This window comes from Paenibacillus sp. 01T442, assembly GCF_056398345.1.
On record NZ_JBFTPF010000041.1, the window covers coordinates 14,495 to 31,714 of the forward strand.

At 47.0% G+C, this 17,220-nt stretch carries 13 protein-coding genes; 9 read left to right on the plus strand and 4 right to left on the minus strand.

The genetic code is table 11. From position 1 onward, the window contains the following. The first annotated feature begins 67 nt into the window (after positions 1-67). From AC1DLM_RS23880 to AC1DLM_RS23920, 9 genes are all read left to right on the plus strand, one after another. Positions 68-1,822 carry a histidine kinase gene (locus AC1DLM_RS23880; protein WP_477571386.1) on the plus strand — a complete coding sequence of 585 codons (1,755 nt, stop codon included), beginning with the start codon at positions 68-70 and terminating at the stop codon, positions 1,820-1,822. Beyond that, complete coding sequence (locus AC1DLM_RS23885; protein WP_477571369.1) at positions 1,819-2,787, plus strand: substrate-binding domain-containing protein; 969 nt, start codon at positions 1,819-1,821, stop codon at positions 2,785-2,787. The genes AC1DLM_RS23880 and AC1DLM_RS23885 overlap by 4 nt, the downstream gene beginning before the upstream one ends. A 119-nt stretch (positions 2,788-2,906) precedes the next feature. After that, the gene (locus AC1DLM_RS23890) at positions 2,907-3,983 is read left to right on the plus strand and encodes a galactose ABC transporter substrate-binding protein (protein WP_216626270.1); all 1,077 of its coding nucleotides are present in this window, start codon (positions 2,907-2,909) and stop codon (positions 3,981-3,983) included. A 149-nt stretch (positions 3,984-4,132) separates the two neighbouring features. Continuing rightward, a complete protein-coding gene (locus AC1DLM_RS23895) occupies positions 4,133-5,650 on the plus strand; it encodes a sugar ABC transporter ATP-binding protein (protein WP_441991687.1) in 1,518 nt (505 codons plus the stop codon). Between the two features lie 18 nt (positions 5,651-5,668). Beyond that, entirely contained in the window at positions 5,669-6,700 is a 1,032-nt protein-coding gene (gene mglC, locus AC1DLM_RS23900) for a galactose/methyl galactoside ABC transporter permease MglC (protein ID WP_441991688.1), read from the plus strand. A gap of 83 nt (positions 6,701-6,783) precedes the next feature. Beyond that, on the plus strand, positions 6,784-8,517 hold the full coding sequence (locus AC1DLM_RS23905; protein ID WP_477571370.1) for a methyl-accepting chemotaxis protein: 1,734 nt from the start codon (positions 6,784-6,786) through the stop codon (positions 8,515-8,517). A gap of 591 nt (positions 8,518-9,108) precedes the next feature. Further along, the gene (locus tag AC1DLM_RS23910) at positions 9,109-9,849 is read left to right on the plus strand and encodes a hypothetical protein (RefSeq protein ID WP_477571387.1); all 741 of its coding nucleotides are present in this window, start codon (positions 9,109-9,111) and stop codon (positions 9,847-9,849) included. Positions 9,850-9,865: 16 nt separating this feature from the next. Continuing rightward, entirely contained in the window at positions 9,866-11,551 is a 1,686-nt protein-coding gene (locus AC1DLM_RS23915; protein ID WP_477571371.1) for a vWA domain-containing protein, read from the plus strand. A gap of 31 nt (positions 11,552-11,582) precedes the next feature. After that, positions 11,583-12,722: a toxic anion resistance protein gene (locus AC1DLM_RS23920; RefSeq protein ID WP_441991691.1), complete on the plus strand. Its 1,140-nt coding sequence runs from the start codon at positions 11,583-11,585 to the stop codon at positions 12,720-12,722. A gap of 370 nt (positions 12,723-13,092) precedes the next feature. Here AC1DLM_RS23920 and AC1DLM_RS23925 read toward each other — a convergent pair whose 3' ends face one another. The 4 genes from AC1DLM_RS23925 to AC1DLM_RS23940 are packed head-to-tail and all read right to left on the minus strand — an operon-like array spanning position 13,093 to position 17,020. After that, entirely contained in the window at positions 13,093-13,557 is a 465-nt protein-coding gene (locus AC1DLM_RS23925) for a RidA family protein (protein WP_028557558.1), read from the minus strand. Between the two features lie 46 nt (positions 13,558-13,603). Then, positions 13,604-15,208: an N-acyl-D-amino-acid deacylase family protein gene (locus AC1DLM_RS23930; RefSeq protein WP_477571372.1), complete on the minus strand. Its 1,605-nt coding sequence runs from the start codon at positions 15,206-15,208 to the stop codon at positions 13,604-13,606. Between the two features lie 37 nt (positions 15,209-15,245). Then, on the minus strand, positions 15,246-16,355 hold the full coding sequence (locus AC1DLM_RS23935) for an alanine racemase (RefSeq protein ID WP_477571373.1): 1,110 nt from the start codon (positions 16,353-16,355) through the stop codon (positions 15,246-15,248). Continuing rightward, the gene (locus tag AC1DLM_RS23940; RefSeq protein WP_441991694.1) at positions 16,352-17,020 is read right to left on the minus strand and encodes a helix-turn-helix transcriptional regulator; all 669 of its coding nucleotides are present in this window, start codon (positions 17,018-17,020) and stop codon (positions 16,352-16,354) included. Before AC1DLM_RS23940 ends, AC1DLM_RS23935 begins: the two co-directional genes overlap by 4 nt. Positions 17,021-17,220 lie beyond the last annotated feature (200 nt).

Consider the following 17,220-nt stretch of genomic DNA (forward strand, 5'->3'; position numbering starts at 1 on the left):
GACTAGAAGGGGGAGAGCTGCTTTGAAACGCAGAGTGAGTACGCTGCTGAAGGCTTTATATAACGTAATGCTCGATACGATGCGGGTAAAAAGTATTCAGTTTACCATAACGCTGTCATTCATTCTTATTACTGTAACCGTCATGCTTGTTGTCTCCTTGGTGCTCTATAATAAATTTGCTAAAACAGCAGAGGAGAGCGCATTTCTGAGTACGGCCCAGGTGATTGAGCAAGTACAGTTCAACCTAGAGCAGTACATCAAAGGGATGTCAGATACGTTCGAAGTTGTAGATGCCAAAATTGCCAAAAGCCGCGGCATCCCATCGGACAAGCTGCTCGAACAGCTAGACACGATCGCGAGTACGCGTGAGGATATTGTGTCTATTCATCTATTTACCGCGGATGGCGGGTTGGTCACGGGTGTGCCAAAGACCGAGATGCGCAAAAATACACGGCTGCTCGAGCAGTCGTGGTTTAAGTCTGCCCTCGATAACCCAAACCATCTCACGTTCTCTTTACCGCATATCCAGAACCTATTCAAAGATCCCTACAAGTGGGTGGTTTCCATGAGCAAAGGGGTCTCGATCGAACAGAATGGGCAATTGGTTGATGCGGTTATTTTGGTGGACATTAATTTCAAGACATTGGACGATGTGTTTCGGACGGTTTCCCTCGGTAAGAAGGGCTATGTCTATATCATTGACGATTCGGCAGGCAGCATTGTGTATCATCCACAACAGCAGCTTATTTATATTGGTCTCAAATATGAGAATGTGGAGCAAGCACTCAAATTTTCATATGGCCGATACATGGATGAGAGCGAAGGGGAGTCGCGGTTAAATGTTGTGCGGACGGTCAATAACATCGGCTGGAAAATTATCGGGGTCTCCTATCTCGATGAAATTGTGACGACGCGCAAGGAAATTTCGACGTTCATGATTTGGCTGTTAGTGATCGTACTGTTCTTCATTTTGTTGATTTCCTCGTTCATGTCTGCGCGTATTTCCCAGCCAATTAAACGACTGAAGAAGTCGATGGAAATGGTGGAGAAGGGGCATTTCGACACGTATATTCATGTGCGTGGAGCTGATGAGGTCGAGCAGCTTTCGCGGCGCTTCAATTTGATGGTTTCGAGGGTTCGCGAGTTGATGAATCAGAGTATCGAGGAGCAGGAGATTAAGCGGAAGAATGAGTTAGAGGTTCTCCAATCGCAGATTAATCCGCATTTTTTATACAATACACTCAATTCGGTCGTTCGAATGGTTGGCAATGGGAGGACGGAAGAGGTTGTGACGACGATCACATCGCTGTCGAAGTTTTTCCGGATATCGCTCAGCAAAGGCAAAAATATTATTACGATCGGGGAAGAGATCGAGCATATTCGCAACTATTTGATTATCCAGAAGATGCGTTATAAGGATAAGTTTGAGTATGAGATCCACGTCTCGGAAGAGGTGCTTCCCTACAAAACGCTCAAGTTGATTCTGCAACCTTTTGTGGAAAATGCGCTCTATCACGGGATCGAGTATATGGTGGATGAAGGGTTGATTGAGCTCATTGTCACGATGGATAAAGGGAAGATTCTCTTCGAGATTCGAGATAATGGTGTCGGAATGTCAGAGGAAACACTGAAGAGTATTATGACCGGTCAGGTGAAAAGTGAAAAGGGCTCAGGTGTCGGACTGCGAAATGTGCATGAGCGGATTCAGCTTTATTTTGGCATGGACTATGGGGTCCACGTAAGTAGTGAACTGGAGGAAGGAACGATCGTTCGAATTACGATTCCAGCCATACTAGATGAAGAAGGGGGGAGCGAAGGATGAGATGGAAACCACTACTGATCGCAGTTCTCGTCGCACTTCTCTCGATTTCCTCCTGCACCGAAAGTGTGGAACCCTTGCCTACTGAGCAGAAGAAGCACCTGGAGGTCATTCTCCGCAGTCAAGAAGGCGACTATTGGAAGACGGTAAAAATGGGCGCAGAGGTCGCGGCGAAGGAGTTTGATGTGACGCTGGACTTTCGAGCACCAGGTGATGAGGCCGATGTAAAGGGGCAGATTGCTTTGATGGAGCAGTCTATTGCAAGCCTTCCGGATGCGATTGTCTTAGCAGCTAATGACTATAAGGAGCTTTCTCCTATCGTGGATGAAGCGGGTAAAGTGCATATTCCTGTCATTACGATTGATTCTGAGGTAGAAACGAAGAATGTACGCAGTTTTATTGGCGCGGATAATTATGCGGCAGGTCAATTAGCAGGGCGACAACTGATTAAGCTGATCGGAACGAGTGGGCATATTGCTATTATGAGCTTTAGGAAAGGGGAACGAAACACGGAGCTGAGGGAGAAAGGGCTTTTGGACGAAATATCGAAGTTTCCCGAAGTTCAGGTGATTGACAAGGTATATAGTTTAACGGATCGGGAGCTTTCCGCCAAACTCACGCATGAAGTTATCGACAAACATCCAGAGCTGGATGGGATTGTTGCGCTGAATGAAATCTCCTCCATTGGTGTTGCCAGTGCGGTGCAGAGTCGGAATTTGAATGAAAAGGTGAAAATCATTACGTTTGATAGTACCTCTGAGGAGCTAGAGCTGCTCCAAGAGGGGGTCATTCAAGCAACGATTATTCAAAATCCGTTCAGCATCGGTTACTTGGGCGTGAAAAGTGCGGTAGATGCCGTTGAAGGAAAAACGGTGCCAAAGCGCGTGGAAACGGGAATTAAGGCGATTGATTTGAGTAATATGTTCTGGTCAGACAATCAAAAATTGCTATTCCCCTTTATTAAGTGATGAGAAAAGTGATGAGAATTTCGATAGAAGACATGAGGATATTGCATTTGTTTATGCTCTTTGAACCAGTATAGTAAGGAATGTAAACAAACAATATACCTTTTAGGGAGGGTCTTATCTTGAAAAAATTACTTACACTTGCCGTAGCAGGCGCTTTGGTTGCAACCGTTGCAGGTTGTGGAAATAAAACAGAAACACCAGCAGCAAGCACAGCCCCAGCAGCTTCCACAGGTGCAGCAGCAACGACAGCTCCAGCAGCTGGTAAAAAACCAACAATCGGTGTAGCGATCTATAAATTTGACGATACGTTCATGTCTGGTGTTCGTGCAGCGATCTCCGACTCGGCGAAAGATAAAGCAACTGTTGATATCGTAGACAGCCAAAACTCCCAACCAACACAAAACGATAAAGTTGACCTTTTCATCACGAAAAAAGTAAATGCACTTGCGATCAACGCAGTTGACCGTACAGCAGCTGGCGTTATCATCGATAAAGCAAAAACTGCAAACATTCCAGTTGTCTTCTTGAACCGTGAGCCACTGGATACGGACATGAAGAAATGGGATAAAGTTTACTATGTAGGCGCTAAAGCTGAGCAATCCGGAACAATGGAAGGCCAACTATTAGTTGACTACTTCAAAGCTCACCCAGAAGCTGACAAGAACAAAGACGGTAAAATCCAATACGTCATGCTTAAAGGCGAACCAGGACACCAAGATGCTGAGCTTCGTACGAAATTCTCTATCCAAGCGATCACGGATTCCGGCATGGGTGTAGAAAAAGTTGCAGAAGATACAGCGATGTGGGATCGCGTTAAAGGTCAAGAGAAAATGGCAGCATTCCTAGCTTCCAGCGAAAGCAAAATCGAAGCTGTTCTTGCGAACAACGATGATATGGCGCTTGGTGCAATCGAAGCTTTGAAAGCAAAAGGCTATTTCAAAGACAACAAATTCCTTCCAGTAGTTGGTGTAGATGCAACAGCTCCAGCTCTACAAGCGCTTAGCGATGGAACGCTTCTAGGTACAGTTCTAAACGATGCGAAAAACCAAGGTGCTGCAACAACAAGCGTAGCAACAGCTCTTGCTAATGGTTTAGTGCCAAGCAAAGAAACAACTGGCTATGATATCACTGACGGTAAATATGTTTGGATTTCCTACAAAAAAATCACAAAAGCGAACATGAACGAAGCGAAGTAATTGTGAGAGTGGGCAAGAGAGGCGATCACTGAGCAATAGTCGCGCTTTTGCCTTCCTTTTTTCAAAACCCGTGCAAAGATAAAGAGAAATAAGCTTCGAATAAAGGCTTCACTTTGTGGGGATTATCGTGAGCTGTAGGGGGAGTTACCATGACTGTACATGACTATTTATTGGAAATGAATCAAATCTCCAAAGAGTTCCCCGGCGTCAAAGCGCTGGATAATGTCACCCTCAAAGTTCGTCCAGGAAGCGTACATGCGCTAATGGGAGAGAACGGTGCGGGTAAATCGACGCTCATGAAATGCTTATTCGGCATTTATAAGCCCGATGGTGGAGAAATTAAGCTGAATGGAGAAGTCGCTTCAATTACGAACTCCAAAGATGCATTAGCGAATGGTATTTCCATGATTCATCAAGAGCTACACCCCGTTCCACATCGCAATGTGATGGAGAACATTTGGTTAGGAAGATTCCCGCTAAAAGGTATCGGACCTTTGAAATTAGTGGACCACAAAAAAATGCGTACAGATACAGAGAGTTTGTTTAAACAACTCCAAATGGACATTAAGCCGGATACACTGGTTGGTACCTTATCGGTATCCAAGGTGCAATCCATTGAAATCGCCAAGGCTGTTTCTTTCAATTCGAAAGTTATTGTTATGGATGAGCCGACTTCCTCCCTTACGGGTAACGAAGTTGAGCAGTTGTTTCGGATCATTCGCGATCTGAAGAGCCGCGGTGTTTCGATCATCTATATTTCACATAAAATGGAAGAGATTCTGGAAATTTCGGACGAAGTAACGATTATGCGTGATGGTACCAAAATTGGTACATGGGCATCTTCCGAACTTACTACAGATATGATCATCTCCAAGATGGTTGGACGTGATTTGAAAGAGCGTTTCCCTGAGCGCAGTAATGTGCCAGAAGGCGTATTGATGAAGGTAGAGGACCTGACTTCGGTGGTTCCTAAATCGTTCAAGAATGTGTCTTTTGAGCTGAAAAAGGGTGAGATTCTCGGTGTCGGCGGCCTTGTAGGGGCACAACGGACGGAGTTGATTGAATCCCTGTTCGGGATGAGAGGTATCGCTTCAGGAAGAATCTCTATTCATGGGAAGCCTGTGAAGCTGAAATCGCCGATGGATGCGATCAAGCAGAAGATTGCTTTGCTGACGGAAGAGCGCCGCGTAACAGGTATTTTCCCTGTGTTATCAGTTTTGGAAAACACGGTCATTGCCAATTTGGGACGATACATGAATCCATTTGGCTTCATTCAGGAAGCGAAACGTAAAGAAGAAGTGAAACAAAGTATCGAAATGCTACGCGTAAAAACGCCGAATATGCATGCGCTGATTAAGAACTTGTCCGGTGGTAATCAACAAAAGGTTTTGCTGGCCAGATGGCTGTTAACAGAACCTGAAGTACTTCTTCTCGATGAACCAACTCGGGGAATTGACGTAGGAGCGAAATTCGAGATTTACTCCATCATTGCTGACCTTGCGAAGCAGGGGAAAAGTATTATCATGATCTCTTCTGAAATGCCCGAGCTGCTTGGGATGTCAGACCGAATTATGGTTATGTGTGAGGGACGTCTTACGGGCATTGTAGAAGGAAATAAAGCAACAGAAGAAGAGATTATGCGCCTTGCTGCACAGCATATGGCATAATGGAGGGGGCCTAGAACCATGACTACCAAAACAGAAACATTGAAATCCAGAGACCTTAGCGGGTTCATTACCAAATACGCTATCTACATCGTACTAGTTGTTCTAGTTATTGGGATCGCGATTTATGATCCACGCTTTTTGTCCGTAAGTATTCTACGTGATATCTTATTGCAATCTTCCACTCGCGTCATTATCGCATTGGGTGCAGCGTTCATTCTTATCACAGGAGGGACGGATTTATCTGCAGGGCGAATCGTTGGTTTATCCGCGGTTATCTCCGCTTCTATGCTTCAAACAGAGGAGTATGGCAGAAGATTTTTCCCAGACTTACCGCAATTGCCAATGATTATTCCGATTCTAATTGCTGTTGTAGCGGGTTTAATCGTGGGTTTAATTAATGGGATAGTCGTTGCGAAGTTCCGAGTCCCGCCATTCATTGCGACCTTAGGAACGATGGTAGCTGTTTATGGTGCGAACTCCTTGTACTTCGATATGAAGCCAAATCAATCACAACCAATCGGTGGTTTGAGAGGGGACTTCAGCAGCCTCGGAACGGGAGCCATTGGATCAAGCTCAACTTACTCGATTCCTTATATCGTTATTTTCGCGATTATCGTCTCGGTCATTGTTTGGATCGTATTTAATAAAACAAAGCTTGGAAAATACATGTACGCAATTGGTGGCAACATTCACGCCGCTGTCGTTTCTGGGATTAACGTAAATCGCTACTTGATCTATATTTATGCGATTGCGGGTGCGCTTTACGGACTTGCAGGGGTATTGGAAGCAGCAAGAACGGGTGGAGCAACGAACAACTATGGCAACATGTACGAGCTTGATGCGATCGCGGCTTGCGTTGTCGGCGGTGTATCAACTTCAGGTGGTATCGGTACGGTACCAGGCGTGCTTGCAGGGGTATTGATTTTCAGTGTTATCAACTACGGTTTGACGTTTATCGGTATTAGCCCATACTGGCAGTTAATTATCAAAGGTGTGATCATCGTTGCTGCAGTAGCGTTTGATATGCGCAAATATATGAATTCGAAGTAAGTAATGGAGGCTGTCGATATTCTCGGCAGTCTTTTATAATCTAGTTTTATGTAAGCGTTTACGAATTGTCGGAGGGATAAAAAATGAGTAATAATCGCAACAGGCCGGATTGGAAAAAACGCCTTTTATTTATTTCATTACAAACGAAACTAGTGGGGGCTTTTGTTCTCGTTTCCTTGCTGGTAGGGATCACGAGCGGGTTATCTTACATGTATATCAAAAAAGTGGACAACTCCTATACGGAGCTGCTCGATACGAATGTGAGATTACTCCAGGACGTTGCAGAAATAAAAGAAAAAACACAGATGCAAACGAGCTTATTGTTTGGTTATGTGCTGGATCCCACGAAGGACAGGGAAAAGCTTTTAACGGATATGAATGGGAAGCTTTCCTCGATCATTACGAAAATGCAAGATACGGACGGGAACGAGGAAGAACAATCCGCAGTTGGGTCCATGCTGGAGGCGAATCAGACTTTCGCTAGGTTGGTTCAAAAGGTGGTTGCATACGGTGAAAAAGGTGACGCCTCCTTGGCAAAAGCGGAAGCTATGCAGTGGGCGATTCCAACAACGGAAACATTGACGCAAGCAGCGGCTAAAATTGAAGAACTCGAAGCCGTTATTCAGGCAGATGCTTCTGTTCAAAATCATCAGACCGTCTCTGCGACGATCAAGACATTAATTTGGGTGAGTGGAGCGGCTTTAGTATTCGCACTAGTTATAGGTTTCTTGGTCTCGCGTTCAATTGTGGTACCAGTGCGCTCCATGGTGAGAGCGGCAGAGCGAATCGCGAATTGCGATTTATCTGTGGGCGATATTGGGGTGAAAAGCCGCGACGAGCTGCAGGATTTGGCGACAGCCTTCAATCAGATGAAAGGCAATCTACAGGGCTTGATTCGCCAAGTGGGCAGTAGTAGCGAGCAGGTTGCTGCGGCTTCGGAAGAGCTTAGTGCGAATTCCAATCAGGTTAGTGAGTTATCGGAGCGGATCACGGGAACGATACAACTCATTTCGCAGGGCACGAATGCACAGGTAGGCAGTGTGCATCAAGGTGTTGCGATCATGGAGGAAATGTCAGCGGCGGTTACGCAGATTGCTAGTGTGACGCAAACAGCGAATAAGCAATCTGTGTTTGCGCAGCAGGAGGCGGGGGAAGGTACTGCGGCGATTGAGACTGCGATGCTGCAAATGAAGGCAATCCATCGGAAGATGGATGAGTTGGCCGTTTCGGTCGATCGTTTAAGCGCCCGTTCCGAGAAAATCGTCAATGCGAACGCGATGATCGCGGGTATTGCGCGGCAGACGAATATGCTGGCGCTCAATGCTTCGATTGAAGCGGCACGGGCAGGCGCCGCGGGCAAGGGGTTTGCTGTGGTTGCGGAGGAAGTCCGCAAGCTGTCCATGCAGACCGGCGCAGCGGCGGAGGAAGTGGCTGCTCTCGTCACGAGTATTCAGGAGGAGACGAGGGACGTAATGCGCTCCACCGAGGCGGGCAGCCGTGAGGTGGAGACGGGGCTTGAGGTCGTCGGCGAAGCGGGAGCGACGTTTGGGCGCATTCGTTCGGCGATGGACGAGGTCGCTCGTCAGATCGAGGAAGTAGCAGGCTGCTCGGAGGCTATCTCCGAGAAGACGCTCGTCGCTGCCCGCGTTATTCGCGCCATCGACGAGGTGGCGGGGCAGACCGCCGCGGGCGCGAAGAACGTCTCCGCCAACATCGAGGGGCAGTATGCGAGCATGGAGGAGATCGTCTCCTCCGCGACGGTGCTGAGCAGCATGGCTGCGGAGCTGCAGGGGTTGATTGGGCGGTTTCGGGTTTGAAGTGAAAGTTTATCTATATTTTTACATTTGTGGTGTTATAGGAGTAGTTTAATGGCAATGAAGATCACCCCAGAATGACAAGCGTAGTTCATACGCCTGCCATTCTGGGGTTTTTGCATTCACTAGCCTTTACAAGGATTTGAAGGGAACGTAGATACCTTATTTGGCTGATATCTGATAAAACAAGACCCAGGGGAACGTAAAGTCACTATTGTGTCAAATTTCGTGAAATATAGCGTTTTTCAAAGAAATAAGAAACTGTAGTTCCCTTTGGATGATGATTTCACCTACTTTTCCGCCAATAGAGCATCCTCGTTCCCTCTTCGTGGAGGACTTATGGGAGAACATCGTTTATTTTTGGCAAGTAGTAAGGGGAGCGCTCTAACGAGCACTATAGTGCTACAAAAGCGATTTAAGTTCCGCAACTTTGGTATGGAGAGGAAATACAGTGATTGAACAGCAGAAAGCAGATATGTCTTAAATGTCCTGCATATAATCCAATATCAGCATTTTTCGTACGATACAAACTTACATATGTTTTCTTGTGAATTCGGGGAGTTGAGATTGCGAAGAGAGGAGTTATTCCCTTTGATGGAAGCCGCAAGCAAAATAATGAAGTTATTTGTGATAACGAGTGGGGTCGCCTTGTTTGATATTGTCATGCTATCACCAGGATTTCTAGGCATTGGAATYGGACACAGCGCGTTGCAAACGGCATTCGCAGTATCCATTCTGCTCGCAAGCACCCTAGTATTGCTATTTGGCATCTACAACGTAGTCATGAAGCCGAACGTTCGACTTCCCGTCAAACAGATGAAGAGCCCCGAAGATTTAGAGGGAGCTTTGAAACAATGTAAAGATGTCAAATCCCTTGCACAAGAAATTGCGCTTGGCTTGCACCAATTGGAGCGAATGCGTAAAAAACAAGAGACCATACGAAGTGTCCTCATCCAAAGGTTTGAACCGAGCGGACTTAGCTTTCAGAAATTTGCTTCTACGACGCAAGAGGTGGAGAAGTTATTTTTTCACAATATACGGAGTATGATAAACCGTCTCCATGTGTTCGATGAAGAGGAGTTTCAAAGTATCTCTAAACAGAATACCAGCCAGTTATCTCCCGAGCTTTTGCAAGAAAAAAGAACCGTGTATAAAGCACATATGTCGTTTGTTAAATCCTCTTTACATATAAATGAAGAAATTTTGCTCAAATTGGATAGGTTGCTGTTAGAAATTTCTCGACTAGATAGCCTGGAGATTGGTGATATCGGGCAAATGCCGGGTATGCAAGAGATTGATGCTTTGATCAAGCAAACACAATTCTACAAACAGTAGAGGTGGTGCTCAAAACATGAATAAAACGAAGTTCTTTTTTATATCGCTTCTTATTGTGATGATTGTATTTATCGGTGTTTATGCTGGCGTTTCCTTCACGGCAAATTTAGGCAAATCCACAAATCAAGTGACAGCGGAGAATGCCACAAAGCAATTGAATAAGATGTACGAGAAGATTTCAGTGGTGAACGGAACGCCAGTGAAAGGACAAATTGATATTAATCCGGCCGATGTCGCTTCCTCTTTGCCTGAGATCTCGAAATTTCCAATTACGGTGAATAATACGACCGATTATTTCGTAGAAATTTTCTCCTCAACTGAGAAATCCGGCAGTGGTGTGGATGGTTGGTTAACGGATGTAGCGAATGAATTTAATAAAGCACAGATTGTGGTGAACGGGAAGACGGCCTCTGTGAAAATTCGCAATATTGCTTCTGGGACGGCGACGGACTATATCAAGTCAGGGAAGTATGTGCCAGATGCTTTCACACCTTCGAATGAGTTATGGGGGGAGATGATCAAATCCGGCGGTCCGAAAATACAACTAGTCACCAAAAGTCTGGTAGGCAATGTCCCTGGCATTGTGATTTCGAAGAAAAAATATGATGCCCTCGTTGCCAAATACGGCTCCATCAATGTAAATACAGTAACACAAGCGATCTCTAATAATGAATTTGCTATGGGTTACACGGATCCTTTCGCGAGTTCAACCGGCCTCAATTTTCTCGTAACAGCTTTAAGTACTTGGGATAATAAAAACCCAATCAGTGAGAAGGCCGTTCAAGAATTTGAGAAATTCCAAACGAACGTGCCCTTTATCGCATCGACAACGATTCAAATGCGAGATGCTGCGAAGTCAGGGATGCTGGATGGCTTCGTTCTGGAATACCAGACATTCCAGAATGCGCCGGAGCTTACGAATGACTATGTGTTTACACCTTTTGGATATAGACACGATAGCCCACTCTATGCGCTTGGTGATCTGCCGATCGTGAAGCTTGATGTGCTTAAGCGATTTGCTGAATTTGTTACACAGGCGAAATATCAACAAACAGCCAAGGAGAAAGGGTTTAATGGGCTAGAAAATTACAAGAGTGAGCTCCCTGCGATAGATGGAAATACACTTTCTACTGCACAAAAGGTTTGGAAAGAAAAGAAGAATGGCAGCAAGCCTCTAGCAGCTGTTTTTGTGACGGATGTGTCTGGCAGCATGGACGGTAAACCCATTAGTCGATTGAAAGAGTCTCTGCTCAAAGGCCAAAAATACCTGGGTAAAGAAAATAGAATTGGTCTTGTGTCCTATTCGAACGGGGTGACGATCAATCTCCCCATTGCCAAGTACGATACAAATCAGCAATCGCTGTTTGTCGGTACCGTAGGTACGCTCCAAGCAGGGGGAGGAACAGCGACGTTTGATGCCATTGCCGTTGCCATGAAAATGCTGCAAGACTATATGGCAGGGGATCCGAATGTGAAACCGATCATCTTCGTATTGAGTGATGGGGAAACCAATGCAGGACATTCCTTGAAGGACATTCGAGGATTGATCGAGACGTTGCAGATTCCCATCTATACGATTGGTTATAACGCGGATATTCAGGCGCTTCAGAGTATCTCGAGTATCAATGAAGCGGCGAGCATTAATGCGGACACGGATGATGTTGTTTATAAAATAAGTAATTTGCTTAACGTCCAGATGTAGGGTTAACTTACCGTTCAAAGGGGGAGCTACGATGTCATTTTCGATGGAAATTGCTGGCGACGAGGTGCTTAAAGCCGTTGTAGAGGAACAAGTGAAGCCTGTTCCTGAGGAAGTTGTGAAGCTGAAAGCACAAGCAGAACAGAATGTGCAGACGATCATGGAGATCGATCTCGATTCATTGGAGAAGAGAAAAAATATTTTGGCAGCGGTAGAAAACTTCGGTATTGAGACGATGCGAGCATCCTCACAGAAAAATGCTTTACTCCAAGTAACGATAGGGCAGCTTTCGAGGGCCGGTGACGAGGGAGGAATCGTTGCCAAAGGATTAGGGGAGCTGCAACTCCAAATGAAGGACCTCGATCCTAGTGGGATCGACTTCGTCAAACGCGGGTTTCTGGGGAAGTTTTTTAACCCACTGCGCTCCTACTTCCATCAGTTTGATAAAGCGGACATGGTCATTGCCGAAATTATCGAAACGCTGAATAAAGGGAAATTAGGGTTGAAGGATGACAATACGACACTTCTTCTCGAACAGCATGCACTGCGTGATCTTACCAAAAAACTTCGTAAAGAGATCCAGCTAGTTTCCTATATGGATGAAACGATTGAAGCTCAAATCGCGCTAGCTAAAGCCCGAAATGATGAACCAGAGAAGATTCAGTTCATAACCGAAGAGGTGCTTTTTCCACTTCGTCAGAGAACGCTCGATATGCAAGCGATGATGGCGGTCAATCAACAAGGATTTATTACCTTCGAGGTTGTTATTCGGAATAATAAGGAGCTTATCCGTGGGGTAGATCGTGCAAGTACGGTCACGGTAGCGGCTTTGCGCGTCGCGGTTACGGCGGCAAGTGCGCTAGCCAATCAGCGAGTGGTACTGAAACAACTTAATGCTTTGTACAATACAACGAATACGTTCATTGAACATACGGGGCAAATGTTGAAGCAGCAAGGTGTGGATATTCAAAAAGGCGCCATTGAGGCAAGTATTTCAGCAGATTCGCTCAAAAAAGCATTCGCTGACAGCTTTGAAGCCCTGCAGGCGATCAGTACCTATAAGCAAGAAGCGCTTCCGAAAATGCGTGAAACAATTACCCAATTCCGTGAGCTGGCTGAAACGGGAGAGAAGCAGATTCTGCGGCTGGAAAGAGGCGCGGCTGTGGGGTTATAAGGGAAAGGAACCTTGGACTTGTTAGTCTGAGGTTCCTTTTTTGTCGTTCAAATATAGAATTTATAAGTTTCACATCATAATTTGGCTATATTTCTCCATAAACGCTTCCGTCCTTGAAGGACGGCGTAGCCGTTTATTTTGGGTGCTGGTAATGGATAACTGGATTTCATGTAGTTAAATCTTTAATAATCGACTTTAAATACTAAATAACTGGATTTCCTGCAGCTAAATATAAGGAATTTATCGAATTCGGGCAAACAGGGATAAATTAACTACCTATTTTCCATTTAAACTGAGATTTTGGGGAGTTGCCTCCAGAATAGCTGTACGTTTTCCAGTTAATTGGGATTATTCGTCAACCGCTCGATTCCTAGTCGCGAATCTCCACAATCAACTCAATTTCCACAGGCGTGTGGAAAGGAAGATCGCTCGTGCCGATCGCGGAACGGGCATGTTTGCCGTTTTCACCAAAGATCTCAACAAGCAGGTTGGATGCACCGTTGATCACATACGGCTGGTCGCCAAAGCCGGACTCGCTGTTGACGAAGCCGAGCATTTTGACGATTTTGACGACACGATCCAAATCGCCTAAATAGCCTTTCATAACCGCTAAGCAGTTGATAATCGTCTGACGAGCTGCCTCTTGGCCTTGCTCAATCGTGACTTCACGGCCGAGTTTTCCTTCATACATGAGCTCACCGTTAATCCGACAATCTTGGCCGGACAAGTAGATTAAGTTACCTGTTTGATTGCATGGAATATATGTGAAACGCGGTTCTGGGGAAGGGGGAAGCGTGATACCAAGCTCTTGCAAACGTTGTTCAATAACGGACATGTGAATGACCTCCAAGTCAAAGTTAGGTTTAGGTTATATAAGAAAATTAGTGCTTGCAGCAATGCTGTGCGCGAATGAAGCTGCCTTCTCGCGCATGCGTGTGTTGACCGCCGGTCAACGATAATGCGCCATTCACGACAACATGCGTGATACCATCCGGATACTGCCTCGGATTCTCGAACGTCGCATGATCCTGAATGGTATCCGGATTGAACACCGCTACATCGGCGATGTAGCCAGGAACAATCAGCCCCCGCTTGCCCAGCTTGAAGCGCTGAACAGGGAACGATGTCACTTTGCGCACCGCCTGCTCCAGGGTCAAAATACGATTCTCGCGGACATACTTCGCAAATACCCGAGGGAACGTCCCATATAAGCGTGGATGCGGCTTCCCGGTATCACAAGTGAGACTATCGGATGCGATGAGCGATTTATCGTAAGCAACAACTTGCTTCACATCTTCGTCAGACATATGGAAGTAGACGATAGAGATTCGGCCTTCTTCTTCCAAAAGAAGATCCATCATACAATCCGCTGGCTCCTGCCCGCGGATTTCGCTGATCTCGGCAAGGTGCTTGCCTTCGAGGTGGCGATTGCGTTCCGTGTGCATGGCGGAAAGGAACACACTTTGCCAGCCTGTGGAACAAACCAAGTTGTCCCACGTCGTCTGTTCGTGACTCAATTCTTCGCGAATATGAGCACGAAGCGAAGGATCACGCAGCACTTCAAGCGCACTTTCGATGCCGCCTTCGAGAACCCAAGGGGGAAGAATCGTCGTTAATGAAGTCGAGCCAGCATTATACGGATACACATCACAAGTGACGTCCATGCCACGAGAGCGTGCATCCTCAATGAGCTCCAGCGCATCGGTAATTTGCCCCCAATTGCGTTTGCCGGCTGCTTTGAGGTGAGAGATGTGCAGGGAAACGCCAGCTTTTTCTGCAATCCAGATGACTTCCTTCACAGAAGGCAACAAATTGTTGCCTTCACCACGAATATGTGTGGAAAAAAGACCGTTATACTTTGGTAATACGGAGCATAACTCGGCAATTTCTTCTTTACTCGTGTAGCTGCCTGGCGCATAGAGCAGCCCGATGGAGAAGCCAATTGCGCCGGCCCGCAGGCCATCTTCGAGCATAGCCTTCATCTGTGCGATTTCTGGCTGGGTTGCTGGCCGATTGGCGAAGCCCATCACCGCGATACGCAGTGCGCCATGCGCCACATAGGTAGCCATATGCTCAGATGGACGCGAGTTCGCGACGGCATCCATATATTCGGCAACCGTTTCCCATGGCCATTGCCATTTGGTTTGACCTAACACCGGCTGCACATAGCTTTGGAGAAGCTCAGCTTGGGAAGGGACGAAGGGAGCGGGAGCGAGCCCGCAGTTGCCGACGACTTCGKCCGTAACGCCTTGACGCATTTTGATTTCACTATGTGGATAATCGAAGATCATCAGATCGGAATGGCAATGGCCATCAATAAAGCCAGGTGAGATGACTTGCTTATTGACATCGATGACCTTTAAAGCATCCTCATGAAGCTGACCAACAGCGACGATTTTGTTGCCTTGGATGCCAACATCGCCAGCAAACCAAGGATTACCAGTTCCGTCGACAATGCGTCCGTTTTTCAAAATAAGATCCAACATGATGGGGCACCTCCCAAATGTATTCCAGCAATTTCAGCTATTCCAGCATGCCTCGTGCAAGCACAGGCACGCGTTCAAATGTGTCACCGCGTTGCATCACAACATGATTGTGCAGGTTAACCGTACTGCAAATATGATTCGGAATAATGCGCAGCTGGTCGCCGACTTTCAGGTCAGCGGCTTGTGCCAGAGGGCCAAGCTCGACCATGCCATGCTCTTCGGTCATCCGAACGAGAAGCGCATCTTCCAGGCCATGAATATGGCCGAAACCGCGCAGCTGCAAGGGATGCATGCCTGGCTGCACATCGGTTGCGAAGGTTTTGCTGCCGCCGTCGACGATCGCCAGATCCGCCGAAGGCCGGCTCACGACGGTGACCAGCACGCTGCCGGCGCAGTCTTCAAGCTCGCAGACGCCAAGCTGCGCCTGCATCCGGTCTTGATAAACGTAGGTGCCGGGACGGACCTCCGTCACCCCTTCGACCGCCGCGGCATACAAAGCCGTCGGCGTCGAGCCCACGCTGACATCCGCGATGGCGATGCCTGCGGCTCTAAGGCGTTCAGCCAGCTGTACCATCAGCTGGCCTTCTTCTAGGCCGGCGGCCGCCACGTCGAGCGTGGGCTTGCCGGCCAGCAAGGCGCCGCGGAACGTGTAGATGCCGGTCAGCTGCAAATGCGGCATGCCCGCAATCTCCGCTGCTAGCGCGGCGGCTGCCTCGTAAGGCACACCGGTTCTGCGCAGCCCGGTGTCAATCTCTAACCGAACCTGCAGCGTATGTCCCAGTTTGGCCGCGGTCTGCTCCATCAGCTGGGCACCAGCCAAGCTGTCGACCCCAACAATAAGCTCGATCTGCTCGCTGATGCGAATAGCTCGTTCAATCTTGCTCACCGTCACGAGGGGATAGGCGATGAAGATATTGCGAATCCCATGCGCCGCCATCACTTCGGCTTCAGAGACTTTGGCGACTGTAATGCCTACGGCGCCAGCATCAATTTGAAGCTGAGCGACCGATGGGAGCTTGTGCGTCTTGGCATGCGGTCGTAATTTCACACTGCGATGTTGCTCGACTTGGTCAGACATGATCGCAATATTTCGTGCCAAGATGTCCGTATCAATGATGAGGCAAGGCGTTTCTAGGGAGATCGTCATAGGGATGCACTCTCACTCTCTTTGGCATTACTTTTGCCCTCTTCCAGATGGCTGTATAGGGTGTATTTGGAGATGTTGAGATAGGTGCAAATTTTCTCGCCGCCTTTTTTAATCAGGAAAGCACCTTTGGCATCGAGAAGTTGAATCATTCGCATCTTATCTTCTTTGGTCATAACGGCAACAGGCTTGTCGATGACTTCCTGCGCTTCTTGAATGAGTGCATCCAGCAGATCACTAACACTCGTGACGAACGATTCCCTCACCTCGGATTGCTCACCAGCGGGGTTTATGAGGTTTTTCAGTGTTTTCTCAGCGACCATGAGATCCGTGATGTCCATGTTAATGCAGAGGGAACCGATGATTTTGCCCCCTTTATTCTTCATATACATCGAGCTCGAGCGCAGAATGCGGCCGTCCTTCGTTTGGGTCAAATAGTTAAATTTGTTGCCGTTTACATGATTGCCTCGCAACAGCTCAAGACCAAGATTCGTGCCGGGATCCCCGACTTTGCGTCCTGTGATGTGACCGTTTGCAATGGCGACGATGGAGCTTTCGTATGACCCCGTCAAATCGTGCAGCACAACCTCGCAATTCTCACCGAACTGAGCGGCAAGGCCTGTCACCAAATCGGTCAAAAAAACGAATTCATCCTGAATGGATTCCATACCGGTTATCCCCCTAACAGCTTGTAGGTTATTCTGAGCAAAATGGTAACACAAACTTTTCGAATGTCAAACAAAAAGTTTGTTAGACTAAAAAAAAGTATGATTTTCCAGTGTTGCTCGTGATACTATAGTAAAAAGATCAAGGTATGTGGAATGCTAAGTGTTGCCAGAAGATGGATCGCTAGATGAATGGAGGTCTC

Excerpts from the sequence above, each read along its gene's own strand:
- AC1DLM_RS23880 (WP_477571386.1), top strand. The coding sequence starts at position 68 with ATGCTCGATACGATGCGGGTAAAAAGTATTCAGTTTACCATAACGCTG.
- AC1DLM_RS23885 (WP_477571369.1), top strand. The coding sequence starts at position 1,819 with ATGAGATGGAAACCACTACTGATCGCAGTTCTCGTCGCACTTCTCTCG.
- AC1DLM_RS23895 (WP_441991687.1), top strand. The coding sequence starts at position 4,133 with ATGACTGTACATGACTATTTATTGGAAATGAATCAAATCTCCAAAGAG.
- mglC (WP_441991688.1), top strand. The coding sequence starts at position 5,669 with ATGACTACCAAAACAGAAACATTGAAATCCAGAGACCTTAGCGGGTTC.
- AC1DLM_RS23905 (WP_477571370.1), top strand. The coding sequence starts at position 6,784 with ATGAGTAATAATCGCAACAGGCCGGATTGGAAAAAACGCCTTTTATTT.
- AC1DLM_RS23915 (WP_477571371.1), top strand. The coding sequence starts at position 9,866 with ATGAATAAAACGAAGTTCTTTTTTATATCGCTTCTTATTGTGATGATT.
- AC1DLM_RS23920 (WP_441991691.1), top strand. The coding sequence starts at position 11,583 with ATGTCATTTTCGATGGAAATTGCTGGCGACGAGGTGCTTAAAGCCGTT.
- AC1DLM_RS23925 (WP_028557558.1), bottom strand. The coding sequence starts at position 13,557 with ATGTCCGTTATTGAACAACGTTTGCAAGAGCTTGGTATCACGCTTCCC.
- AC1DLM_RS23935 (WP_477571373.1), bottom strand. The coding sequence starts at position 16,355 with ATGACGATCTCCCTAGAAACGCCTTGCCTCATCATTGATACGGACATC.
- AC1DLM_RS23940 (WP_441991694.1), bottom strand. The coding sequence starts at position 17,020 with ATGGAATCCATTCAGGATGAATTCGTTTTTTTGACCGATTTGGTGACA.